The sequence below is a fragment of the Luteibacter jiangsuensis genome (genome assembly GCF_011742555.1).
Lineage (GTDB): Bacteria > Pseudomonadota > Gammaproteobacteria > Xanthomonadales > Rhodanobacteraceae > Luteibacter > Luteibacter jiangsuensis.
Window position 1 is genome coordinate 288,255 of record NZ_JAAQQR010000004.1, and the last position, 23,662, is coordinate 311,916.

At 68.2% G+C, this 23,662-nt stretch carries 25 protein-coding genes and 1 riboswitch; of the genes, 8 read left to right on the forward strand and 17 right to left on the reverse strand.

What is annotated here, in order from left to right:
- The first annotated feature begins 87 nt into the window (after nt 1–87).
- The 5 genes from HBF26_RS11195 to HBF26_RS11215 all read left to right on the forward strand — a co-directional run bounded on the left by HBF26_RS11195 (nt 88) and on the right by HBF26_RS11215 (nt 6,446).
- Complete coding sequence (locus HBF26_RS11195) at nt 88–1,401, forward strand: APC family permease (protein ID WP_167126042.1); 1,314 nt, start codon at nt 88–90, stop codon at nt 1,399–1,401.
- A 66-nt stretch (nt 1,402–1,467) separates the two neighbouring features.
- Complete coding sequence (locus HBF26_RS11200; RefSeq protein ID WP_167126046.1) at nt 1,468–2,019, forward strand: (2Fe-2S)-binding protein; 552 nt, start codon at nt 1,468–1,470, stop codon at nt 2,017–2,019.
- Complete coding sequence (locus HBF26_RS11205) at nt 2,016–4,292, forward strand: xanthine dehydrogenase family protein molybdopterin-binding subunit (protein ID WP_167126050.1); 2,277 nt, start codon at nt 2,016–2,018, stop codon at nt 4,290–4,292. The genes HBF26_RS11200 and HBF26_RS11205 overlap by 4 nt, the downstream gene beginning before the upstream one ends.
- A 25-nt stretch (nt 4,293–4,317) precedes the next feature.
- Nucleotides 4,318–5,082, forward strand: a complete 765-nt coding sequence (locus HBF26_RS11210) for a class I SAM-dependent methyltransferase (protein ID WP_167126053.1) — start codon at nt 4,318–4,320, stop codon at nt 5,080–5,082.
- 80 nt (nt 5,083–5,162) lie between these two features.
- The gene (locus HBF26_RS11215) at nt 5,163–6,446 is read left to right on the forward strand and encodes a polyhydroxyalkanoate depolymerase (protein ID WP_167126056.1); all 1,284 of its coding nucleotides are present in this window, start codon (nt 5,163–5,165) and stop codon (nt 6,444–6,446) included.
- A gap of 118 nt (nt 6,447–6,564) precedes the next feature.
- On the opposite strand, the gene HBF26_RS11220 is transcribed toward HBF26_RS11215, so the two are convergent.
- Nucleotides 6,565–7,668, reverse strand: a complete 1,104-nt coding sequence (locus HBF26_RS11220; RefSeq protein WP_167126059.1) for an SLC13 family permease — start codon at nt 7,666–7,668, stop codon at nt 6,565–6,567.
- Nucleotides 7,669–7,730: 62 nt separating this feature from the next.
- Complete coding sequence (locus HBF26_RS11225) at nt 7,731–8,507, reverse strand: DUF4097 family beta strand repeat-containing protein (RefSeq protein ID WP_167126062.1); 777 nt, start codon at nt 8,505–8,507, stop codon at nt 7,731–7,733.
- A gap of 166 nt (nt 8,508–8,673) precedes the next feature.
- On the opposite strand from HBF26_RS11225, the gene HBF26_RS11230 reads away from it, so the two are divergent.
- A complete protein-coding gene (locus HBF26_RS11230) occupies nt 8,674–9,180 on the forward strand; it encodes a hypothetical protein (RefSeq protein ID WP_167126065.1) in 507 nt (168 codons plus the stop codon).
- Nucleotides 9,181–9,347: 167 nt separating this feature from the next.
- On the opposite strand, the gene mazG is transcribed toward HBF26_RS11230, so the two are convergent.
- From mazG to gspN, 5 genes are read right to left on the reverse strand one after another with little or no spacing between them, the layout of a single operon-like run.
- Nucleotides 9,348–10,139 carry a nucleoside triphosphate pyrophosphohydrolase gene (mazG, locus tag HBF26_RS11235; RefSeq protein WP_167126068.1) on the reverse strand — a complete coding sequence of 264 codons (792 nt, stop codon included), beginning with the start codon at nt 10,137–10,139 and terminating at the stop codon, nt 9,348–9,350.
- On the reverse strand, nt 10,136–10,948 hold the full coding sequence (gene cysQ, locus HBF26_RS11240) for a 3'(2'),5'-bisphosphate nucleotidase CysQ (RefSeq protein WP_167126071.1): 813 nt from the start codon (nt 10,946–10,948) through the stop codon (nt 10,136–10,138). The genes mazG and cysQ overlap by 4 nt, the downstream gene beginning before the upstream one ends.
- Before the next feature lie 2 nt (nt 10,949–10,950).
- Nucleotides 10,951–11,508 carry an ADP compounds hydrolase NudE gene (nudE, locus tag HBF26_RS11245; protein WP_167126074.1) on the reverse strand — a complete coding sequence of 186 codons (558 nt, stop codon included), beginning with the start codon at nt 11,506–11,508 and terminating at the stop codon, nt 10,951–10,953.
- Nucleotides 11,505–12,296: an inositol monophosphatase family protein gene (locus HBF26_RS11250; RefSeq protein WP_167126077.1), complete on the reverse strand. Its 792-nt coding sequence runs from the start codon at nt 12,294–12,296 to the stop codon at nt 11,505–11,507. The genes nudE and HBF26_RS11250 overlap by 4 nt, the downstream gene beginning before the upstream one ends.
- Nucleotides 12,293–13,066, reverse strand: a complete 774-nt coding sequence (gene gspN / locus HBF26_RS11255; protein ID WP_167126080.1) for a type II secretion system protein N — start codon at nt 13,064–13,066, stop codon at nt 12,293–12,295. Before gspN ends, HBF26_RS11250 begins: the two co-directional genes overlap by 4 nt.
- A gap of 38 nt (nt 13,067–13,104) precedes the next feature.
- On the opposite strand from gspN, the gene HBF26_RS11260 reads away from it, so the two are divergent.
- Nucleotides 13,105–14,475 carry an adenosylmethionine--8-amino-7-oxononanoate transaminase gene (locus tag HBF26_RS11260; RefSeq protein ID WP_167126083.1) on the forward strand — a complete coding sequence of 457 codons (1,371 nt, stop codon included), beginning with the start codon at nt 13,105–13,107 and terminating at the stop codon, nt 14,473–14,475.
- On the opposite strand, the gene HBF26_RS11265 is transcribed toward HBF26_RS11260, so the two are convergent.
- On the reverse strand, nt 14,472–15,104 hold the full coding sequence (locus tag HBF26_RS11265) for a 2-hydroxychromene-2-carboxylate isomerase (protein ID WP_167126086.1): 633 nt from the start codon (nt 15,102–15,104) through the stop codon (nt 14,472–14,474). The genes HBF26_RS11260 and HBF26_RS11265 overlap by 4 nt on opposite strands.
- Before the next feature lie 86 nt (nt 15,105–15,190).
- Here HBF26_RS11265 and HBF26_RS11270 point away from each other — a divergent pair, with 86 nt between their 5' ends.
- Nucleotides 15,191–15,925, forward strand: a complete 735-nt coding sequence (locus HBF26_RS11270; protein WP_167126087.1) for a 16S rRNA (uracil(1498)-N(3))-methyltransferase — start codon at nt 15,191–15,193, stop codon at nt 15,923–15,925.
- 136 nt (nt 15,926–16,061) lie between these two features.
- Here HBF26_RS11270 and HBF26_RS11275 read toward each other — a convergent pair whose 3' ends face one another.
- The 9 genes from HBF26_RS11275 to HBF26_RS11315 form a co-directional block, all read right to left on the reverse strand.
- Nucleotides 16,062–17,030 (reverse strand): potassium channel beta subunit family protein, encoded by a 969-nt coding sequence (locus HBF26_RS11275; protein WP_167126088.1) that lies wholly within the window; start codon nt 17,028–17,030, stop codon nt 16,062–16,064.
- Nucleotides 17,031–17,035: 5 nt separating this feature from the next.
- The gene (locus HBF26_RS11280; RefSeq protein ID WP_167126091.1) at nt 17,036–17,539 is read right to left on the reverse strand and encodes a phosphatidylglycerophosphatase A family protein; all 504 of its coding nucleotides are present in this window, start codon (nt 17,537–17,539) and stop codon (nt 17,036–17,038) included.
- Nucleotides 17,536–18,489 carry a thiamine-phosphate kinase gene (gene thiL, locus HBF26_RS11285; protein ID WP_167126094.1) on the reverse strand — a complete coding sequence of 318 codons (954 nt, stop codon included), beginning with the start codon at nt 18,487–18,489 and terminating at the stop codon, nt 17,536–17,538. Before thiL ends, HBF26_RS11280 begins: the two co-directional genes overlap by 4 nt.
- Nucleotides 18,490–18,528: 39 nt before the next feature.
- Entirely contained in the window at nt 18,529–18,975 is a 447-nt protein-coding gene (gene nusB / locus HBF26_RS11290) for a transcription antitermination factor NusB (RefSeq protein ID WP_167126097.1), read from the reverse strand.
- Nucleotides 18,972–19,439 carry a 6,7-dimethyl-8-ribityllumazine synthase gene (gene ribH, locus HBF26_RS11295; RefSeq protein WP_167126100.1) on the reverse strand — a complete coding sequence of 156 codons (468 nt, stop codon included), beginning with the start codon at nt 19,437–19,439 and terminating at the stop codon, nt 18,972–18,974. Before ribH ends, nusB begins: the two co-directional genes overlap by 4 nt.
- Nucleotides 19,440–19,484: 45 nt before the next feature.
- Nucleotides 19,485–20,444 (reverse strand): muramoyltetrapeptide carboxypeptidase, encoded by a 960-nt coding sequence (gene ldcA, locus HBF26_RS11300; RefSeq protein WP_240151300.1) that lies wholly within the window; start codon nt 20,442–20,444, stop codon nt 19,485–19,487.
- 13 nt (nt 20,445–20,457) lie between these two features.
- Complete coding sequence (gene ribB / locus HBF26_RS11305; RefSeq protein WP_167126103.1) at nt 20,458–21,549, reverse strand: 3,4-dihydroxy-2-butanone-4-phosphate synthase; 1,092 nt, start codon at nt 21,547–21,549, stop codon at nt 20,458–20,460.
- Nucleotides 21,550–21,563: 14 nt separating this feature from the next.
- The gene (locus HBF26_RS11310) at nt 21,564–22,205 is read right to left on the reverse strand and encodes a riboflavin synthase (RefSeq protein WP_167126106.1); all 642 of its coding nucleotides are present in this window, start codon (nt 22,203–22,205) and stop codon (nt 21,564–21,566) included.
- Between the two features lie 120 nt (nt 22,206–22,325).
- Nucleotides 22,326–22,475, reverse strand: a riboswitch (FMN riboswitch).
- A gap of 157 nt (nt 22,476–22,632) precedes the next feature.
- Complete coding sequence (locus HBF26_RS11315) at nt 22,633–23,634, reverse strand: Gfo/Idh/MocA family protein (protein ID WP_167126109.1); 1,002 nt, start codon at nt 23,632–23,634, stop codon at nt 22,633–22,635.
- Nucleotides 23,635–23,662: the final 28 nt, after the last annotated feature.

Here is a 23,662-nt window from a genome sequence, read left to right on the forward strand (position 1 = left end):
AGGGGAAAAAGGCAAACGTGCGCTCCCACTTCCCATCCCCCGCCTCCGCGGGCGATCCTCACGCACCATCCACTGACGCGACCCCCAATGGAAAACCCCGGCTACGCCCGACGCCTCACCCTCATGGACGCCGCGCTCATCGTGGTCGGCGGCATCATCGGCGGCGGCATCTTCCTCAACCCCGGCATCGCCGCGCAGCGCACCGATTCCAGCCTGGTGCTGCTCTCCCTCTGGGTCGGCGGCGGCCTGCTCACCCTCATCGGGTGTCTCTGCTACGCCGAGCTCGGCGCGCGGCGGCCCGAGGCCGGCGGCAGCTACGTCTACCTGCGCGAAGCCTTCGGTCGGCTCGCGGGCTTCCTTTTCGGATGGACCATGCTGCTCGTGATCTACAGCGGCAGCAGCGCCGCCGTCGCCACCATCTTCGGCAGCTACGCCACGTCGGTGTTCGGCCTTTCGCCCACCCTGGTGAAGCCCCTCGCCGTGGGTGCCATCGTGTTCGTCACCGGCCTCAACCTGTTCGGCATCCGCTTCGGCGCGCAGGTGCAGAACGTCTTCGCCATCCTGAAGCTCGCCGCCATCGCCGTGCTTGTGGTCACCGGCCTCGCCTTCGCCGGCGCCGGCACCACACAGGCGCTCACGCCCAGTCCCACCCATGTCGCCGGCGGCCTCGCCGGAGCGCTGCTGCCCGTGCTGTTCGCCTTCTCCGGCTTCAGCTACCTCAACAACCTCGCCGGCGAGGTGCGCGATCCCCAGCGCACGCTGCCGCGCGCGCTCGTGCTCGGCATGCTCGTGGTCATCGCCGCCTACGTGCTCACCAACTACGCGTACCTCGCCGTTCTCGGACACGACGGTCTCGCATCCAGCCAGGCGCCGGCCGCCGACGTCATGAGCCGGGTGTTCGGCGACACCGGCGCGAAGATCATCGCCATCGGCATCGCCGTGTCCACGCTCGGCTTCTGCAACATCACCCTCGTCGCGGGGGCGCGCGTGCTCCAGGTCATGGGCGAGGACGGCCTGTTCTTCGCCAGTGTGGCCAGGCTGCACCCGCGCTACCGCACGCCGAACATCGCCCTCATGGCGCTGTCCGGCTGGGCCATCGTGCTCGTGCTCGCCGCAAATTACGGCCAGTTGCTCGATTTCGCCACCTTCGGCGACTGGGCCGCCTACGCCGTCACCATTGCCACGCTCTTCTGGTACCGCCGCCACGCCACGGGCCGCCCGGCCTTCGTCACGCCCGCGTATCCGCTGCTGCCGCTGGCATTCCTTCTCGCGGTGATCGCCGTGGTCGTGGCCTATGCATGGGACAAGCCGCTCAGCGCCGGCGTGGTCTGCCTCGTGGTGCTTGCCGGCCTGCCCGTCTACGCGGTGTGGCGACGGCTGTTCAGGCTAGGGATACCCTGACGCTCGCTGATCCCCGGCCCGGATGCCACAATGGCCCGGATATCCAGGGACACTCTGAGAAAGCAGATGGCACAGCAAGGCCCGACGTCGCCCGTTCCCGTACCGCCCCGGCAAGAGGCCGGCCAGACCGCGTCCAAGCCGGTGCGTGAAGGCATCGACGTCATCGTCAATGGCAAGCGGTACAAGCACACGGGCGACCCCGCGATGCCGCTGCTGTGGTACCTGCGCGACGTGCTGCGCCTCACGGGCGCCAAGTACGGGTGCGACCAGGGCGATTGCGGCTTCTGCACGGTGATCGTCGACGGCAAGGCCGTGGCCTCGTGCGGCACGAAGATGGAAAAGATGCGCGGCAAGCGCGTCACCACAGTGGAGGGCCTCGCCGCGGCCGACGGCACGCTGCATCCGGTGCAGCAGGCATGGATCGACGAGGACGCCATCATGTGCGGCTACTGCCAGCCCGGCCAGATCATGGCCGCGGTCGATCTGCTCTCCCGGCAGAAGAACCCCTCCGACGCCGATATCGACAAGATCGGCAACCTGTGCCGATGCGGCAGCTACGGCCGCATTCGCAAGGCGATCAAACGCGCCGCGGGCGCCATGAAGGACGGCAAGGCATGAGCGGCGAGGTCCGCCTTTCCCGTCGCCGCTTCCTCAAGTTCGCCGCCGGCACCGCGGGCGGCCTTGTCATCGGCATCGGCACCGTCGGCGCGGTCGATCGTCCGCCACCGCTCGGCCTGCTCGGCGACGCCTGGACGCAAGTGGGCCCGTATCTCCGCATCGCGGCGGACGGTCGCATCTTCATCGGCGTGCGCGATCCCGACAACGGCGAAGGCACTTCCACCTCGCTGGCCCGCATCATCGCCGACGAGTTGGACGCCGACTGGACCCGCGTCGTCGTCGAGCCGCTCGGCCTTGGCGTGACCATGGGCAACGGCGAGGCGAAATTCACCTACGGGCACCAGCGCAGCGGCGACGCTACCAGCATCCCCGCGGCGTGGGCCGATCTGCGCCAGGCCGGCGCGCTCGGGCGCTGGCTGCTCCTGCAGGCGGCGGCGCGCCGCCTCGGCGTGCCCGCGGAGCGCCTGCGCACCGAGAACGGCATGGTTCTGGCCAGCGACAACCGGCGCGTGTCCTACGCCGATCTCGCGTCCACGGCCGCCGGCATCGACGCGCCCGCCAGCCCTCCGCCGCTCAAGTCGCCGGATCGCTACCGCCTCATCGGCCAGCCTGCCGGCGACGTGGACGCACGCGCCGTCGTTACCGGCACGCTTCGCTACGCCTTCGACGAGAACATCGGCGATCCGGTCGTCGCCGTCCTCGCGCGCTGCCCTTACCCGGGCGGTACGCTGGACAACGCAGACCGTGAAGCCGCACAGAAGATCGAGGGTGTCTACGCCGTCCTCGACATCGCCCCGGATGCAAACCAGCCGCCGGGCATGGCCGCACAGGCGCCTGCCCTCGCCGTGCTTGCCCGCGACACCTGGTCCGCACTGCGCGGGCGCGCCGCGCTCAAGGCCACGTGGAAAGCCGACGGGTCTCCGGAACCGGCGGCCTCCGCGCTCGAGCAGCAGGCGTTGCAGGCGTTCGACGACGAGACGATCGCGCCTTCCACCGTGCGCAACGACGGCGACACCGCCGCGGCGCGCAAGAAGGCGGCGCGCGCGCTCGAGGCCACCTATTTCCAGCCGTGGGTAGCGCACGCCACCGCCGAAACCCCCAACTGCGTCGTTCGCCTGGACCCGGGAACCAGCGTGACCGTCATCGCGGCCACGCAATCGCCCCGCCAGGCGTACGCCGTGGTGCAGCGGATGACCGGCTTCCGTCCCGACCAGATCGACATCCAGGTGCCGCGTGGCGGCGGCGGCTTCGGGCGCCGCCTCGAAGCCGACTACATCGCGGAAGCCATGTCGATCGCGCTGGCAAAGAAACCCGACGACATCCGCAACCGGCCAGTGAAGGTGCTCTGGACGCGCGACGACGACCTCTCCCGCGATTTCTACCGCCCGCTGGCCGTGCACCGGCTCAATGCGTCGCTGGACCGCAAGAAGAAGATCGTCGGCTGGCACCAGCGGATGGCCAGCCCGTCCGCGCTCGCCGGGCGCGGCGTCCCCGACAATCGCCTGTGGCAGTCGGAGCTCGTGCCCGACGCCCTGCCGGCGGGCCTCGTGCCGAACTTCCGCAGCGACTGGTATCCGCTGCCGTCGCGGCTCGCCCGCGGCGAGTGGCGCGGTTCGCCGCACGTCACGCCGACCTTCGCCAGCGAAAGCTTCATCGACGAACTGGCACATGCCACGAACACCAACCCGCTCGATTTCCGCCTGGCCTTGCTCGGCGATGCACGCCAGTTGCCCTACGGCGGACGCGGCGGCCCCATCGACACCGGGCGCATGGCGAACGTCCTGAAGCTCGCCGCGGAGAAGCTCGACTGGAGCCGCTGGCTGCGCAGCGAGAACGGTCTGGGCATCGCCTGTGCCTATGTATTCGGCGCGTATGTGGCGCATGCGGTCGAAGTGGCGCCCACGAATGACGGCATCGACATCCACCGCGTGGTCTGCGTCGCGGACGTCGGCCGCGCCGTGAATCCGCTGGGGCTCGAGGCGCAGTTGCAAGGCGCCACGATGGATGCCCTTTCCACCGCGCTCAACCTTGCCATCACAGTGAAAGACGGTAAGGTGCAGCAGACCGGCTTCCGCGACTATCCGATCGCCGCGACCCAGCCCATGCCCTACGAGGTGGAAACGGTGATCGTGCCGTCTACCGCAGAGCCCGCGGGCGCGAGCGTGGTCGCCGTGCCTTCGGCGGCGCCGGCGCTCGCCAATGCCGTGTTCCGCGCCACGGCGGTTCGCGTGCGGCGCCTGCCGCTGCTGCGCGAACTGGCGCGACTGCGCTGATCCCTTCCCGCTCCCGAGGTACCGCATGACCACCGCATCGTTCACCTCGGGCCCATCGGCGGCGCGCACGGACGCCGAACTGATCGGCAACAACAAGCGCTTCTACGACGCCTTGTGGGCGGAGGCCAAGCTCTTCGCGCCGGAGCGCTTCAACACGTGGCCCCTGGTATCGGAACTGGCCGCCCAGACCTCCCGCCGCCTGGAAGTGGCCCCGGGGCTGCGCCCCCGGCTGCCTTTGGCGGATACCCAGTTCGTCGACCTCAGCCGCCCGGCGCTCGCCGAGCTTGGCCGCAGCGGCGCCCGCGTGGCGAACGCCATGATCGGCGCGCTGCCGTTCCGCGACGCCAGTTTCGACTTCGTGTGCGCGTTCGACATCCTCGAACACGTGGTGGACGACGAGGGCGCCCTGGGGGAACTGGCCCGCGTGGCGGAACCGGGCGCTCGCCTGCTGCTGTCGGTGCCCCTGCATCCCGAGGCCTGGACCCCCTTCGACGACTTCGTGGGCCATTACCGCCGCTACGAGCCGGAGGCCATCCGCGACCTGCTGTCCCGCCACGGCTTCGCCATCGAGCGCAGCGCCGTCTATGGCATGCAGCCCAAATCGTCGAAGCTGCTCGACCTCGGCCAGTATTTCCTCACCCACCATAGGGCGCGCGCCATGTGGTGGTACAACCGGGTCTTCATGCCCCTGGGCGTGCGTTTCCAGAAGCCGCTGGCGTTCACGGAAGGCTTCGATCCGGCGCCGGGCGTCGACGAGGTCCTGCTGGTCTGCCGCAAAGCCACCGTCTAAATCGAGCAAAAACAGGGGCTTTACACATGGCGCGGCGCAACTGGTTATGATGCGCCACCTTCAGGTCGGGACACAGCGGCATGCTCTACCTCATGCACGAATGGCAACGCTCGATGCTCAGCCCACTTTCGTATTGGGCCGAGGCGGGGGCGAAGATGTTCGGCGACATCGCCAGTCCGTTCGCCCGCATGCCCGGTGCCGACCGCGCGGCCGCGGGCTGCGAGCTGATGTACCGCCTGGGCAAGGCCTACGAGAAACCCGAGTTCGACATCCATAGCGTGCACGCCCACGGGCACGACGTGGCCATCGTCGAGCAGGTGTCCATGGCCAAGCCGTTCTGCACACTGAAGCGCTTCAAGCGGTTCTCCGACGACCAGGCCACCGTGGACCGCATGAAGCACGATCCCGCCGTGCTCGTGGTCGCGCCCCTGTCCGGGCACCATTCCACCCTGCTCCGCGATACGGTGCGCACCCTGCTGCGCGACCACAAGGTGTACATCACCGACTGGGTCGATGCGCGCATGATCCCGCTGGAGGAAGGTTCCTTCTCGCTGGCGGACTTTGTGTCCTACATCGAGGAATTCATCCGCCACGTCGGCGTGCATCGTGCGCACGTGGTGTCCGTGTGCCAGCCGACCGTGCCGGTGCTGGCGGCGGTGTCGCTCATGGCGGCGCGCGGCGAAGCCACGCCCGCCACGCTCACGCTGATGGGCGGGCCGATCGACACCCGGAAAAGCCCGACCAGCGTCGACAACCTCGCCACCACGCGGCCGTTGTCGTGGTTCCGCAACCAGCTGATCCACAAGGTGCCCTACCAATATCCAGGCGCCGGCCGGGACGTCTATCCCGGCTTTCTGCAACATGCCGGGTTCATCGCCATGAATCCCAGCCGCCATGTCATGTCGCACTGGGACTTCTACGAGAACCTGCGCAAGGGCGACCTCGACGACGCCGAGGCGCACCGCAAGTTCTACGACGAATACAACGCGGTGCTCGACATGCCCGCGGAGTACTACCTCGACACCATCGAAACGGTGTTCCAGGAACATCGCCTGCCCAAGGGCACCTGGGAAGTGCACGGCGAACTCGTGCGCCCGGCGAAGATCAAGTCCACGGCCCTGCTCACCATCGAAGGCGAACTGGACGACATCTCCGGCCCCGGCCAGACCGAAGCGGCGCATGGCCTGTGCACGGGCATCGCAAAGAAACGCCGCAAGCACATCACGGTGGAGGGCGCCGGCCACTACGGCATCTTCAGCGGCCGCCGCTGGCGCGACACCGTCTATCCCGAGGTGCGCGACTTCATCAAGGCGTTCGACAAGGGCAACAGCAATACGGGCGCCACCGGGAACCGCAAGGCTTAGCGCGTCCTGTGGGAGCCGGCTTTGCCGGCGATCCCGCAGCAGCGGGCCATCTTGCCGCGCCCTCATCGCCGCTGAAGCGGCTCCCACAAAACGGCCGCCACGCCTGGAGTGCCGTCGTTCAGAGCAGCAACCAGCCGATCAGGCCAACCGCCGCGAAGAACGGTATGGACCACAGGTGGAACGTGCCCCACGCCTTGCGCTCGCCCAGCAGCCGCAACGCAATGAGGTTGGCGAGCGAACCCAGCACGAACCCGAACCCACCCACATTCACGCCATAGGCGATGGTGCGCCAGTCGTGCGAGTACTCCGCGAGGAGGATCGCCGCAGGCACGTTGCTCACCGCCTGCGACGCGAGCGCGCCGGTGGCGTACAGGTGCGTCGGCTCGTTCAGGCCCAGTCCGCCGATGAATCCCTTCACCGTGCCGGTGCCTGCCAGGAGACGCAGGTCAACGAACATCAGTACGAAGGTGAGCAGCAGCCCATAGTCGATGCGTGCCACCACGCGGCGGCGGAACGCCAGAAAGATCAGGGCCACCCCGAGCAGCCCCCACGCCGCATGGCCTAGATCGGCGGCGAGGATGAACGGGATGTAGAGCACTGCGGCGACGACGAGCATCGTGCGATCCACGCGCTCGTCGGCCTGCTCGTGTACCTCCAGCGTGTCGGCAGGGAAAGCCAGGGCCGCCACCACGAGAAGCAGCACCAGGGCAGCGCCCGACAGCGGCAGCATGGCCCACACGAAGCCGCCAAAACCGTTGTTCCACTGCTGCCAGAGGAACAGGTTCTGCGGGTTGCCGATCGGCGTGAGCATGGACCCGGCGTTGACCGCCAGCGCCTCGAACACCACGATGCGCGTCGCCGGCATGCGTGCGATGCGGCACATGCGCAGGGTCAGCGGCACCACCACGAACAACGCCACGTCGTTGGTGAGTAGCATCGAAAGCACGGCGGCCGCGGCCACCAGGCCGAGTGCCGCCACACGTCGCGTGGCGGTGCGGTCTATGAGCCAGCGCCCCGCCACGTCGAGTGCGCCGCTGGACTCCACGGCCTTGGTGAGCAGGAGCAAGCCCGCGAGCGCGGCGATGGTGGGCCAGTCGACCAGCCCGGGCCACTGCGGCAGGCGTGACGGATTGGCGGCCGCGAAGGCGATCGCCACCACGAGCAGCACGAGGAAAAGCATGTCGCGGCGCAATTGGCGCAGCAAGTCGGGCAACCACGTCATCAAGGAAATCCCGCCGGCGAAGGCGGGATCATACCGGTACGGACCGCCCTCTTGGCGTGATGTCAGTTCTTGTCGCGCGGGATGTCCACCTTGCCGGTGACGCCGCGATGATCGATGTCGCCGCTGCCGATCGAGCGCACGGTCAGGTCGCCATGAACGTCGCTGACGTCGAGGTCGCCGGACCCGATGGTGCCCACCTGCACATTGCCCTGGGCGCCTTCGATCTTGGCGTCGCCCGAGCCGACGGTGCCGATGCGCACCCCGGCGGCACGCTTCGCGCCGAAGTCGCCGGAACCGATGGAATCGATGTCCACCTCGCCGGTGTCTTCCAGCTTCAGGTCGCCGGACCCGACCGTGCCGCGCACCTTGCCCTTGATGTTGCGCGCTTCCAGATCGCCCGAGCCGACCTGGGCGTCGAGCGAGGCGAGGTTGCGTGCCTTGGCGTCGCCGGAGCCCACGCTGAGCTTCACCGGAATGTCGGAGGGAATGTTCGCCTCCACCTTCAGGTCGGCGTAACGGTTGCCCCACCCGCCGAAGAAGCCATGCGAGCGCGCGTCCTTCAGCTCCACGAGGAGGGTGTCGCCCACGCGCGTCTGGGTAACCACGAGGTTGTCGAGGGTCTCCTGGTCGGACGCGCAAGCCTTGCCGCGCACCGTGCCCTTGCCGGCGGAAGCGCCGCCGGTAACGAGCAGGTCGTACGAATTCGTGACGAAGCGGATGTCGCGCACGCCCTTGAAGTCGAGGTCGAGGTTGCGGTCCGCATGGAATTTGCATTGGGCGTCGTCGGCCATGGCCGCGGCGGGCAGCAGGAGCAGCGAGGCGAGGATCAGTTTGCGCATGGGATGTCCCTTCGTGAGTCGGCGGTAGACCGGCCATGGATGCGCGCCGGGGGCAAAAGGTTGCAGCGGCGCCTTCACGCGAAGCTGACCGCACGGCAACGGACCCGTCAACCGGTCCGGCGGCAGCACGTTTTTCCCCCTGCAACACCCAACCGGAGCCTACCCTATGCAACGCAAGACCCTCGTCGCCAGTGCCGCCTCCCTCCTCCTTGCCGGCTCGGCCGCCTTCGCGTTCGCGCAGGATGCCGCGCCCAAGGCCCCCGCCGCGCCGGCCCAGTCCGCTCAGAGCCCGGACCACCAGGGCATGAAGTGGAACCGCGGCGAACGCGGTGAGCATGGCAACTGGGGCCACCATGGCCGCGGCGGCATGCGCAAGGACGCCGGCGTGATCGGCGACCTTCGCTCACTCGAGCGCCTCTACGTGATGAGCGGCCGTGCGAAGGAACTGCCGGCGCTGTACAACGACGTGCTGGCCAAGTCGCAGAACCCGATGGTGCGCGACTACGCGTATCGCCACCTCGCACGTGCGCAGATGCAGCCGCAGAACGTCGACGCCGCCATCGCCACCATGCGCAAGAGTCTCGACGAGAGCCTGGCCCAGGACCAGAAGCGCCACCAGGAAATGGAAGCCTTCAAGCAGCGGATGCAGCAGCGCGCGGCGACGAAGAGCTGATGAACCGGGCGGGGCCGTAAGGCCCCGCCCTTTTAAGCTGTGAACTGGCAGCAATCTTATGTGGAGCCGGCTTTGCCGGCGATCCCGCGGCAGCGGGCAAGTTTGTCGCAAGCACCCATCGCCGCTGAAGCGGCTCCCACATCAAGCGCTTACGCGCTTTGAGGCGATCAGGCGCCGTCGCGCTTAACGCGCGTCCAGAGCGCTTCCTGTTCTTCCAGCGGATACGATGACAGGTCGCGTCCTTCACTGGCCGCTATCGCTTCCATGGCGCGAAAGCGCCGCTCGAATTTCGCGTTCGCGCCGCGCAGCGCGCGCGACACGTCGACCTTCGCATGCCGCGCCAGGTTAGCGGCAACGAAAAGCACGTCACCGATCTCGTCGGCCAGGCGTTCCTCGTCGGCACCGTGTTCGAACTCGTGTCGCACTTCCTCGAGCTCTTCGGCCAGCTTGTCCAGCACCGGCCGGTGGTCGGGCCAGTCGAATCCGACGTTCGCGGCGCGCTTCTGCAGCTTCACCGCCCGCTGCCATTCGGGCAGGCCGCGCGAGATACCCGCGAGCGCGCTGTCGTCGGCCGAGCCTTTCGCAGCGCGTTCGTCCGCCTTCAGGCGGTCCCAGTCGCGCGATCGTTCCGCATCGTTGGCGTGCGTGGCATCCGCGAACACATGAGGATGCCGGCGCAGCATCTTGTCGCAGATGGAGGCCACCACATCGCCGAACGCGAAGTGCCCGGCTTCTTCGGCCATGCTCGCATGGAACACCACCTGCAGGAGCAGATCGCCCAACTCGTCGCGAAGGTCGTGCATGTCCCCGCGATCGATGGCGTCGGCGACCTCGTAGGCTTCCTCGATCGTATAGGGCGCGATGGTGGCGAAGTTCTGCCTCACATCCCACGGGCATCCGTTTTCCGGATCGCGGAGCCGGGCCATGATGGCTATCAGCTCCTCCACGTGCCGCGTCATGCGTTTTCCTCGGGATCGATGAGCCGCGCGGCCCAGTCGATGCCGGGATCGCCGCAGGCGATGAATTCGGGATTGATGAGCGAATCGCGCGTGTTGTAACGGAACGGGCGGCCGGCAAGGTCGAGTACGGCGCCGCCGGCCTCTTCCAGTACACATTGCGCCGCTGCCGTATCCCACTCCGACGTGGCGCCGAGGCGAAGGTAGATATCGGCGTCGCCACGAGCAATGACACAGAACTTGAGCGACGAGCCCAGGGCGAATGTTTCGTGCTCGCCCAGCCGATCGAGCAAGGCCATGCTGCGCCCCGTGCCGTGGGAACGGCTGCCCGTGACCATCAGCAGGCCATTGGCGCGGCGCGTGGAGAGGCGCTCGCGCGCGGCCTCCGGCGCCCGTTGCCGCCACGCGCCCGCCCCGGCGGCGGCCGCGTAGAGGTCGCCGGTGACCGGCGCCAGCACGACGCCCAGCACGCTGCGGTGATCCTCCACCAGCGAGATGTTCACCGTGAACTCGCCGTTACGCTTCACGAATTCGCGCGTGCCGTCCAGCGGGTCGACCAGCCAGTAGCGGCGCCAGGTGCGTCTTTCGGACCACGGTGCGGCTGCGGCTTCCTCCGAGATCACGGGAATGCCCGGCGCCAGCGCGTGCAGGCCCTCCTGGATCACGCGTTCGGCCGCGAGGTCCGCCGCGGTGACCGGGGAGTCGTCGTCCTTGCAGACCACTTCGAAATCCCGCGCGTAGATCGCCAGGATGGCGTCGGCCGCGCGCCGCGCGATGGCGCAGACGGGGTCGAGCAAGTGCACGGGCGACATCGTCACGCCGGCTGGTAACGGCCGGCGAGGTACTCGCGGGCCATGAAGAGCGCTGCGATCGAACGCCCCTCGGTGACGTCGTCGCGGGCCAGCAGTTCGTGCAGCATGTCCATGCGCCAGGGCACCACTTCCAGTTCCTCGGGTTCGTCGCCCTCGAGGCGTTCCGGATAGAGATCCTCGGCCAGCACCACGTGCGCAAGATGGGTCATATACGACGGCGAGAGCGACAGCGTGCCGAGGATCTTCAGCTTGCGGGCGCCGTATCCCACCTCTTCCTTCAGTTCGCGGTTCGCGCCCTGCTCCGTCGTTTCGTCGCGGTCGAGGCGCCCCTTGGGCACGCCCAGCTCATAGCGATCGACGCCTACGCCGTATTCCCGCACGAGAAGCACGGTGTCCGGATCGCGCATGGCCACGATGAGCACGGCACCGAAGCCGCTGCCCTTCAGGCGCTGGTAGGTGCGCCGTTCGCCGTTCGAGAATTCGAGGTCCACTTCCTCCGCGCGGCGGAGGGGGCTGTCGGGCGCATCGCGCGTCGCGAGGATCGTGGGACGTTTGTTCATCGCCCGATTGTAGCGCCAGGGGCCAGCCGGGCCAGCGCCTCGGCGTGAATGGCGGGGGTGCCGGCCAGCACGCTGCGCAAGTCCAGACCGGGCTCCCGGCCGTCCAGATCCGTGAACACGCCGCCCGCCTCGCGCACGATGACCGCGAGCGCGGCCACGTCCAGGATATTCACGTCCGACTCGACCACGAGGTCGATGCCGCCCCGCGCCAGCAGGTGGTAATGACAGAAGTCGCCGTAGCCGCGTATGCGGTTGCTGTCGCGGATCATGCCGCCGAGCGCATCCCAGCGTCCATCCGTCGTAAGGCTCTTCACATTGCCCGTGGAGATGGACGCATCGCGCATCGCCGTGGTGTCCGCGATGCGCACGGGTTCGCCGTCGAGGAACGCGCCGCGACCACGGACGGCCCACATCCTTTCGCCGTACACGGGCGCGGATGAAACGCCGAGCACGAGTTCGCCGCGATGCATGAGCGCGATCTGCGTGGAGAAGAAAGGCGTGCGCCGCACGAAGCTCTTGGTGCCGTCCAACGGATCCACCAGCCAGAGGTATTCGCGCGACGTGTCGTCGGCGCCGTATTCCTCGCCGTAGATGCCCGCTGCCGGCAGCGCCTGCGCGAGGATGCCGCGAATTGCCAGTTCCGCTTCGCGGTCCGCCACGGTCACCGGCGTGTCGTCGCCTTTCACGATCACATCCACGCCCGCGCGCCAGTAATGCAGGATGATCTCCGCCGCCGCGCCCGCGGCGTCGCGCGCGGCGCCCAGCGCCTTGTCGAGGATATCGGTCATGGTCCTGTCCGGGGCGCGAGCCCCACCTTTCGTTGCAGGTTGACGGAGCCGTCGCGGCCGACGGGGCCGAAACGTGCGATGAGGTGCGACACGGCGCTGTCGGAAAGGCGAGGCGCAAGCTTCCCGTCGATGCGCCAGCCGAGCGGCGAGGCGGCGAGCACGGCGTTCGCCGCGAGGGATCCCTCGCCATCGTCACGCAAGGTGGCGCGCAGCACGCCCCCCGTACTGGCGGCGTCCAGAAGGAGGCCGCCAAGAGAAATGTAGCCCTCGGGCGTGCGCAGGGCGGCCTTCTTCCAGACGATGGCCGCTTCCAGAGTCATGGGCCAGTTGCCTTGCAATTCCGCGTGCGGGATGCGCCCTTCCACGACGCCCGAAGGCACGAGGTCGTCGGTGGACCCCATGCCGGCAAGGGCCGCGGCGTCGAGACGGAACGACACACCCGTCAGGGTCACGCGGTCGGCCTCGCTCTTGTCCATGTGGCCGTCGAAACGCCCGGCACGGCCTTCGAGGTGCATGTCCAGGTCGGTCCGGCCAAGGATCGCCTGCCGGCCCAGCCGCCACGTGGCGGCGCCGAGTTCGCGACCGTCGGCCAGCAACACTCGGTCGGCGCGGCCGTTCCACAGCGTTCCGGACAACCCCTCGAAGCCCAGCCCATGCGCGCGCCGGGCCAGCAGCGGCACGGCCACGGACGCAGGAAGGAACCAGTAGAACAAGCCGCCCGCAACGGCCAGCAAGGCCACGGCCAGGACGATCCAACGGAACCACTTCAAGCCATCACCTCGTTCCTGGGGGGGATTATCATGGGCGGATGACCGATGCCCTTTTTGCCTCGACGGCAGTCGACACGCTGGTCGCCCGCGACCTCTCCGTTCTCTGGCACCCGTGCACGCAGATGCACGACCACGAGACCCTGCCCATGGTACCCGTCGTCCGCGGCGAAGGGGCATGGCTGGTGGGGGCCGACGGCAGGCGTTACCTCGACGCCGTCAGCTCCTGGTGGACCAACCTCTTCGGCCACGCGGAACCCCGCATCGGGGCGGCCCTGAAAGACCAGCTCGACACGCTCGAACACGTCATCTTCGCCGGGTTCACCCATGCCCCGGCCCTCGAACTGGCGGAAGAACTGGTCCGGATCACGCCGGCCGGTCTCGAGCGGGTGTTCCTCGCCGACAACGGGTCCGCGGCCATCGAGGTGGCGCTGAAGATGAGCTTCCACTACTGGCTCAACCGGGGCCACGGCGAGAAAACCCGCTTCATCGCCCTCACCGGCAGCTACCACGGCGAAACACTGGGCGCGCTCTCGGTCAGCGACGTGGCGCTCTATCGCAAGACCTATGCGCCCCTGCTGCTCACGCCCGAGCTCGCGCCGTCCCCCGACACGTACGAGGGCGAGCCCGGCGAATCGCCGCAGGATCTTGCGGCGCGCCGGCTCGTCGAGATGCGCGGCATCCTCGAGCGGCACGCGCACGAAACCTGCGCCGTGATCGTGGAGCCGCTGGTGCAGTGCGCCGGGGGCATGCGCATGTACCACCCCTCGTACCTCACGGGCCTGCGCGCGCTGTGCGACGAGTTCGAGGTACACCTCATCGCCGACGAGATCGCTGTGGGCTTCGGCCGCACCGGCACGCTGTTCGCCTGCGAGCAGGCAGGCATCGCGCCGGACTTCATGTGTCTGTCCAAAGGACTGACCGGCGGCTTCCTCCCGCTTTCGGCCGTGCTCACCACGCAGGACGTCTATGCCGCGTTCTATGCCGAATACGCCTCCGGCAAGGCGTTTCTCCACTCGCACAGCTACACCGGCAACCCTCTCGCCTGCCGCGCGGCCACCGCGACGCTGAAGATCTTCCGCGACGACCCCGTGCTCGAGCGCAACCGCGCGCTGGCGGCCCATATGGCCGCACGGATCGCGCCGCTCGTGGATCATCCGCATGTCGCCGACGTGCGCCAGACCGGGATGATCGCCGCCATCGAACTGGTGGCCGACAAGTCCAGTCGCGCGCCCTTCCCCGCCACCGACCGCCGCGGCCTGCGGGTCTATCGACATGGGCTCGAACATGGCGCACTGCTGCGGCCGCTGGGCAACATCGTGTATTTCATGCCGCCCTACGTGGTGACGGAGGCGGAGATCGACTTCATGGTCGACACCGCCATCGCCGGTATCGCAAAGGCCGTCGCCTAGGACCGGAAACGCGAGATGCCCACGGGCAGATCGCCCAGCCGGGCCATCTCGCCGTCTGCGAACAGGCCAGGATCGGCCAGGTAATCCATGGCGAACGCATGCGCGTCGGCGCCCCAGAACAGTTCGTCGCCGATCGCGAGGGTCGGCACGCCGAACACCTGCTGGCGCACCGCCTGTTCGAAGTTGGCCTGCAGCCCGGCCTTCACCTCCGGTGTACCGAGCGCGGAGCGGACGTCGGCAATGCCGAGCGCGGCGGCCAGCGGCTCCAGGGCCTCCGGCGTATCGGCGGCGCGGCCGTGCGCCCAGATCCATTCGAAGATCGCACCCACGGCATCCACCGTGGTGCCCGCCGCCACGCAGAGACGCAGCGCGGGCAACGGGTTGAACGGGTGCGCGGCGGGGAAACGCAGCGGCATGCCCTGCCTGCGAGCGCGCCACAGCGCGTAGCGATACGAGAATTCCCGCTTCCGCGGGATCTCGGCCGGCCCACGATGATTCATCTCCGTCAGCAACGCCCCGAAGAGGATGGGTCGGAGCGATACCTCGCGCTGCGCGGCCAGTTCGCGAACGGCGGGCCATTGCAGCCACGAAAACATCGAAACGAAATCGAAGTACCAGACGATCGGCATGCACGGGGCTCCTGCGCTCGGTCCGACGACGATAGCGGTCCCTGCCCCCGGCTACAATGCGACTTTAAGTGACACGAGGCACATCCATGCGCAGCATCCGCATCCACGTCGACGCTCCCCTCGCCAGCGGCAGCGACATCGTGCTGCCGGCCCAGGCGGGCGAACATGTGGCGCGCGTGCTGCGGCTCGAGGTCGGCGCGCCCGTGGTGCTGTTCTCCGGCGACGACGGGCTGGAATACGACGCCACGCTGATCAGTGTGGGCAAGCGGGAAGTGGTGGCCTCGGTGGGCGCGGGCCGCGCGCCAGGCAACGAGTCGCCGCTGTCGCTTACCCTCGCCCAGGGCGTGGCGCGTGGGGAGAAGATGGACCTGATCGTGCAGAAGGCCACCGAACTGGGCGTCGCACGCATCGTACCGATCACAACGGAGCGGTCCGAAGTGAAGCTCGACGCCCCGCGGGCGGAAAAGCGCCTGGCGCATTGGCGCGCGGTGGCTGCGAGCGCCTGCGAGCAATCCGGCCGAGCGCTCGTGCCACGCATCGACCCGGCCGTACCGCTTGCCACGTGGCTGGCGTCGCTGGGCGAAGGCGGCCCGGTGCGCCTCGCGCTGCTGCCCGAAGGCACGAAGCGCCCGGGCGAACTCGCACTCCGCGACGCCGCCATCCTTGCCATCGGCCCCGAAGGCGGTTTCGGCGAGCGCGATCGCGCGGCGTTGGCTTCCTCGGGGTTTACCGGATTGAAGCTCGGGCCGCGCATCCTCCGTACCGAAACGGCGGGGCTCGCTGCGATCGCGGCATTGCAGGCGCTGTACGGGGACGTATGACGCCCTGAGATGCCCTAGAGAGACCCTGCCTCTGTGGGAGCCGCTTCAGCGGCGATGGGTGCCCGCGGCGAGCTTGCCCGCTAACGCGGGATCGCCGGCATAGCCGGCTCCCACAGGGGTCTTACAAAGGACGGCCTCAGCCCAGCGCTTCCGCGATCCGGCGCATCGCTTCGCCGTCGAGCGACGGCACCGCGTCGAGCGCCTTCAGGTTTTCCTCCAGCTGCGCGAGCTTGCTCGCACCGAGGATCACCGTCGAGACGTTCGGATTCTTCAGGCACCAGGCCAGCGCGAGGCGCGACATCGGCATGCCCAGGTCGGTGGCGATCGGGGCCAACGCCCGGACGCTCTTCAGACGCGCACCGTCGTTTTCGAGCAGTGCCTCGCGCAGCCACGCGTAGTCGGGGTGACCCAGGCGCGAATCGTCCGGTACGCCGTCGTTGTACTTGCCGGTGAGCAGGCCGGAAGCCAGCGGCGACCAGATCGTCGTGCCCATGCCGTAACGCTGGTACAGCGGAGCGTATTCGCGTTCGACCCGGTCGCGGTGCAGAAGGTTGTACTGCGGTTGTTCCATGGACGGCGCGACGAGATGGCGCTCGCGTGCGATGCGATGTGCTTCCTCGATAGCCTCCGCGGGCCACTCGCTGGTGCCCCAGTACATCACCTTGCCCTGGCGGACCAAGGTGTCCATCGCCAGCACCGTCTCTTCCACCGGCGTGTCCGGGTCGGGCCGGTGGCAGAAGTACATGTCGAGGTAATCGACGCGCAGGCGGTCGAGCGCCTGGTGGCAGGCGTCGAACACATGCTTGCGCGACAGACCCCGCTGCGTGGGACGCGGATGTTCGCTGGCGCCGAAATACACCTTGCTGGACACGCAGTAGGCGTCGCGCGGTAGGCGCAGATCGGCGATGACGTCGCCCATCAGGCGTTCCGCGTCGCCGGCGTTGTACGTCTCGGCGTTGTCGAAGAAGTTGATGCCGTTGTCGTAGGCGCAAGCGATGAGCTCGCGCGCCGCGGAGCGACCCACCTGGCGCCCGAAGGTGACCCATGCACCGTAGGAGAGCGCGGAAACCTTGAGGCCGGTCGAGCCGAGTCGACGATATTCCATGGCAATCACCCGAGGAAGGCGTGGAGGATCAGGAAGAGCACCGCTCCGGCGAAAAGGCCGGCGATCACGTCGTCGAGCATGACGCCGAAGCCGCCTTTGACGCGACGGTCGAACCAGCCGATCGGCCAGGGCTTCCAGACATCGAACAGGCGGAACAGAAGGAAGCCGGCGACGACAGCCCACCATGGGGCGACCAGCGCCGGCAGCAAGGCGATCCACTGGCCCACGAACTCGTCCCATACGATGCTGCGGTGGTCGGCAACGCCGAGGATGCGGCCGGACACCTCGCAAGCCCACACACCGATGGCGAAGCCCACGACGATGATGGCCAGCCATGCGAGCAGCGGCAGGTCGCGCAGCAAAAGCCAGGGCAACAACGCCGCCAGCGACCCGAACGTACCCTGCGCCTTGGGCGTCAGGCCGGACCCGAAACCGCATGCCAGCCAGCCGGCGGGCGAAGCGAGCAGGCGACGACGGTCCGCGGGGTCGAGTACGTATTTCGTGCTCATGCGGCGAAATGGTTCCAACCGGATCGCGCCGGCTCGTGCACATGGCCATGCTCGTCGAGCACGCGCACGCCCGCGCCTTCAACGATGCGGCCGATGCGCGTGGCACCACAGCCAAGGCGCGACAGCGTGGCACCCACTTCGCCCGCGCGGTCGGCGGGAACGGTGAAGCAAAGCTCGTAGTCGTCGCCACCGCCAAGCGCGAAGTCGAGCGCATCGGCCTCCGAGAAATGCGTGAGCAAGGCAGACGAACGCGGCAGCATGGCGGCCTCGATGTCGGCACCCACACCGCTAGCCGCACAGATGTGGCCAAGATCGGCGACGAGGCCATCGGATACGTCGATGCAGGCGGTGGCCATGCCGCGCAGCGCCTGTCCGGCGGAAACGCGCGGAGTGGGCCGGTTGAGCCGATCCACCAGCGCACCGTAAAGCGACGGGTCCGACTCGGCCAGGCAGCGGAGGCCCGCCGCGGCATCGCCGAGCGTGCCCGTGACCATCACCACATCGCCCACCCTTGCACCGGAGCGGCGCAATGCTTCTCCCGGTGCGCAGAAGCCGTGCACCGCCACGGTGACCGTGAGCGGGCCACGCGTGGTGTCGCCACCGATCAATGCGAGGCGGTAGGGCGTGGCAAGCTCGGCGAAACCGCGCGCGAGCCCGTCGAAGAAGGTTTCGTCGCCATCGGGCGTGGTAAGCGCGAGCAGGGCCCAGGCAGGGGTGGCGCCCATGGCGGCAAGATCGGAAAGATTGACGGCCAGCGCCTTCCAGCCGATGTCGGCGGGTGCGGTTCCCACCGGGAAATGCACGCCTTCCACCAGCGTGTCCACGGCGATCGCCAGCTCCCTGCCGGCCGGTACGGCGACGACGGCGGCATCGTCGCCGATGCCTTCCACGACATCGTCGCGATTCACTTCGGTATGCCGGCGGATCCGTTCGATCAGATCGAATTCCATGCGTTTCCCTTCAACGGAGAGCCATGGGTGGCGCTGTCGTCAGGATCGCTTCTCGGCTGTACGCCAATGCGTCGCGAGTTTGTCGAGAACGCCGTTCACATAGCTGTGCCCGTGGTCGGCACCGAAGCGCTTCGTGGCTTCCACGGCTTCGTTGATCACCACGCGGTAGGGAACGTCGGGACGGTATTTCAGTTCGTACGCTCCCATGCGCAGGGCCGCGCGCTCGATGGGGTCGATCTGTCCCACTTCGCGATCGACGAAAGGCTTGATGCCGTCGTCGAGTTCCTTCACGTGCTGCTCCACGCCTCGCAGGATGTCCTCGAAATACTCGAGGTCGGCCACTTCCATGTCCTGCTCGTGGCGGAACTGCTCGATGACGCTGCCCATCTTGCTGCCGCCCACCTGCCATGCGTACAGCGCCTGCAGGGCGCGGCGGCGTGCGCGCGAGCGCGCGGCCAGATCGATGCCGTGCGGAGGGGTGTTCATCGGTCGAGCTTCGCGTAGAGGTTGACCATCTCGATGGCGACCATGGCGGCGTCGGCACCCTTGTTGCCGGCCTTGGTGCCCGCACGCTCGATGGCCTGCTCGATGCTATCGGTGGTCAGCACGCCGAAGCACACCGGCACGCCGGTCGCGTAGGCGGCCTGACCGAGGCCCTTGGCGGCTTCGCCGGCGACGTAATCGAAGTGCGGCGTGGAGCCACGGATGACCGCACCCAGGCCGATGACGGCGGCATAGGCGCCGGAACCCGCGACCTTGTGGGCCGCCTGCGCGATTTCCCAGGCACCGGGCACCCGGATGAGGTCGATCGCATCGTCCGCGACGCCGTGGCGGCGCAGCGTGTCGCGGGCGCCCTCGACCAGCGGCTCGACGACGAACGCATTGAAACGGCCCGCGACGATGGCGAAGCGGCCCTTGGGAGTGGCGAAATCGCCTTCGATGATCTTCATGCTCGGAAAGTCCTGTGGCGATCGGCCGCCGCGCGACCGGACATTTTACGGGGTTTTGGGTCGGGGGTGGCCGCTGAAACGGAGGGTGGCTTTCCCACCGGCGACCACGAGGCGGGCCGGCACGCCGAACGGCAGGGTGAACTTGGCCGGCCCGTGTCCGAACGGCAGACCGCGGATCACCGGGATGCCGGCAGCCGCGGCGATACGGTCCAGCGCCGTGTCCAGGTCGTAACCGTTGTCGTAGGCGGCCGTGCGGTAACCGGTGAAGTCGCCGACCAGAAGGGCGTGCTGGGCGCCCAGCACGCCGGCATGGAGGAGGTGGTAGAGCATGCGTTCGACGCGGTAGGGCGACTCGGCCACGTCTTCCACGAAAAGCAGCCCGCCTTCGATGCGGGGGAAATACGGCGATCCGACGAGGCTGGCGAGCATGGCCAGGTTGCCGCCCCAGAGCGGACCGTCGAGAGCGAGATCCGCCGCGGTGTCCGTCGCCCAGGCCGCTTCGCCGTCCTCGCTGGCCATCGTGCGCCAGAAGTGATCCCAGGTCAGCGAGTCGAGTTCCTGCGCCCCGAAGTCGGCGCCAAGCATGGGGCCACCGTACGTGACGATGCCCGCTTTCGCGAACAGGGCGCACTGCACGGCCGTGAAATCGCTATGTCCGACGAGGGCCACCGTGCCGTCGCGCAAACGCGTTCCCAGCCGCTCGTAGTCGAGCAACGGCAGGAGCGGATGCGCGCCGTATCCCCCACGCACGGCGAGCGCGATGCCCGGCAAGGGGCGCGCCGGATCGGCCAGCCCGTTGATGTCGGCCGCGCGCTGCTCGTCGGTGCCGGCGAAGCGGAGGACGCGGCGGTCGAGGACTTCCTTGCCATCCACGCGATGTCCCGCCGCCTCCAGCCGCGCGATGCCGCGCTGCATGGCTTCGGGAGCGTGAGGATATCCGGACGGGGCGATCAGGCGGATGTCGTAGCCGGTGGGCATGCCGGTGTTCGGGGGATTGTCGTTCATGGGCATCGATCGACTAGTTCGCCTGCTCCACTACCTCGAGGCCGAAGCCCGCGATGCCGACAAATTTGCGCGGCGTGCCCATCACGCGCAACCGGGTGACGCCCAGGTCGGCCAGGATCTGCGCGCCGAGCCCCAACTGCCGCCACTCCTGGTCGTCCTTGGGTGCCGGTATCGGGGCTGCGTCGCGCTTGAGCCGGGCCAGCAGCGCTTCGGGCGTGTCGCCGCCGGAGAGCGCCACGAAGATGCCCCTTCCCTCCGCGTCGATGCGGCGCAAGGCATCGGTCACGGTCTGCCCGAGGTCGTCGCGCTTCAGGTGCAGCACATCGGAGAGCGTATTGCGCACGTGCACGCGCGTCAGCACGGGCTCGCCGTTGGCGACGTCGCCGCGCACCAGCGCGAAATGCAGGCCCTGCCGGATCGCGTCGCGGAAGGCCACCAGGCGAAAGCTCCCGAATTCGGTGTCGACGTCTTCCTCGTACACGCGTTCGACGGTCTTTTCCGTCTCGAGGCGATAGCGGATCAGGTCGGCGATGGTGCCGATCTTCAGCCCGTGTTTCGCGGCGAAGGCTTCGAGTTCCGGCCTGCGGGCCATCGAGCCGTCGTCGTGCAGGATCTCGATGAGTACCGATGCGGGCTCGAGGCCGGCCAGCGCCGCGAGGTCGCAGCCGGCTTCCGTGTGTCCGGCGCGGGTGAGCACGCCACCCGGCTGGGCCGTGAGCGGGAAGACATGGCCCGGCATCGTGATATCGGCCGGCGCCGCGTTCTTCGCCACCGCCACCTGCACGGTGCGTGCGCGGTCGTGCGCGGAAATACCGGTGGTGACGCCTTCGGCGGCCTCGATGGACACCGTGAAATTGGTATGGAAGGGCGAATTGTTGTCGCTGACCATCGGCTTGAGGCCGAGCTGCCGCGTGCGCTGTTCGGTCAGCGTGAGGCAGAGCAGTCCGCGCGCTTCGCGAACCATGAAGTTCACATCTTCCGGGCGCACCTTCTCGGCGGCCATGACGATGTCGCCTTCGTTCTCGCGGTCCTCGTCGTCGAGAATCACGACCATCCGGCCGTTGCGCAACTCCTCGAGGATCTCGGGGATCGTGTTGAATGCCATGTTGCCTCGTCCTCTCAGGCGAAACCGTGCTGCTTCAGGAACGCCTCGTCGAGGCGCGGGGCGTCGCCGCTGGCGAGCAGGCGTTCGACGTAGCGGGCCACGACGTCCACCTCGATGTTCACGGCGTCGCCGGGGCGGCGCGCCGAGAATGCCGTGTGTTCCACCGTATGGGGGATAAGGTTCACCCCGAAGCGATGGCCGTCCACCTCGTTCACCGTGAGGCTGGTGCCGTCGATGCAGACGGAGCCCTTGTGCGCGATGTATCGCGACAGGCCGGCCGGAACCTCGAAGGTCCAGCGCAGCGAGCGGCCGTCGGGCACGACGGAAACCACCTTGCCGGTGCCGTCGACGTGGCCGGAGACAAGGTGACCGCCCAGGCGGTCGGCAAGGCGAAGTGCCTTCTCCAGGTTCACCGGGTCGCCGGGCTTGTGCTTGCCGAGCGTCGTGTGGGAAAGCGTTTCGTTGGACACGTCGGCGGCGAAGCTGGCGCTGTCGAAGGCGATCACGGTGAGGCAGACGCCGGAGACCGCGATGCTGTCGCCGAGCGCCACATCGGCCATGTCCAGGCCGGCGGTGTCGACGGTGAGGCGAACGTCGCCGCCGCGCGGTTCGAGCCGCGCGATGCGGCCGACCGACTGGATGATGCCGGTGAACATGTCAGTGGCCTCCCTGGCCCGGTGCCGTCCGGAATGTGTTGTTCATGGTCGTTTCCCGCAATGGTGAGCGAAAAACGCCCCAAGGCATGGCATCGCCGCGTCCCGTCGGGAGCGAACGAATGCCGTCTTCTTTCATCCGGACTGTGACCGTCGGCTCCGGCATCGGACCGGATCTGCTGACCTCCCGGCGTGGCCGGGAGCGCTCGCGGGCTCGTTCCTCGAAAGAAACCTACCGCCGGTGGGGAGTTTCGCCCCGCCCTGAAGACGCTTTGGAAGGGCCGCTCCGAGGGGAGCGGGCCAAGGCAGAATACCACGACCGCATGGGAGGCTCTTGTGGGAGCCGCTTCAGCGGCGATGGCTGATCGCGGCGGGCGTGCCCGCTACCGCGGGATCGCCGCTGAAGCGGCTCCCACAAAGTGCGCCCCCATTACGCGGGCGCATGATGTCGTTCCCGTTTCAACACCCGATCCATCACCCAACTCGTGCGGGCGCCGGTGCGGGCCGTGGATGGACACGTGCCCCTGCCCGTCAATTCGGCCACGATGGTCTCGATCAGGGGTTGCTGGATGTGTTCCGGGTTGGCGATGCGAATGCTCTCGGGGCGTTCGCCGGCTTCGAGCACGATCGGGCCGTCGCCGAAGGTGGCGAACACGAGGCGGCCGCGGTCGCCGATGATCTCCACGCGATCCTCGCGCCGGTCCGCGCCGAAGTTCCAGAGGCCCGTGCCGAGCACGCCGCTTTCGAAACGGAAGGCCATCGCCACGGTGTCCTCGGCGGGATAGGCCCCCATCTGATTCGCCACCATGCCGCGCGCATCGGCGATGGGACCGAGCAGGAAATCGAGGATGTCGAGGGTGTGGCATCCGATATCGACGAAGATGCCGCCACCCGACAACTCCGGACGCACTGTCCAGGGAAGGTTGGCGGGATCGCGATAGCGATCCTCCAACGGATGGTGCAGCAGCACGCTCACGATGCGCGGCGTGCCGATGGCTCCCTCGGCAAGCAGCGTCGCTATCCGGCGGAAGCGAGGCAGCATGCGCCGGTAATACGCCACGAATACCGGCACATTCGCCGCCTCCGCCGCGGCGACGATGTCGCGGCATTCGTCGTGGTCGAGGGCCATGGGCTTCTCGACGTAAACGGGCTTGCCGGCGGCGATGGCCATGAGCGCGTACTCGCGATGGCTGGCGGGTGGCGTGGCGACGTAAACGGCGTCGACACCGGGGTCGGCAATCAGCGCGGCGGCATCGTCGTACCAGCGCGGTACGCCATGGCGTGCCGCGTAATCCCTTGCCTTTTCGCCGTCGCGGCGCATCACGGCGACGAGCGACGAGTCGGCGACCTTCGCGAAGGCCGGCCCGCTCTTCACCTCGGTGACGGCGCCGCAGCCGACAATGCCCCAGCGAACATGGGCGAGCGGCTTCATGATCAGCTCGACGCCTGCGCTCGTCGTT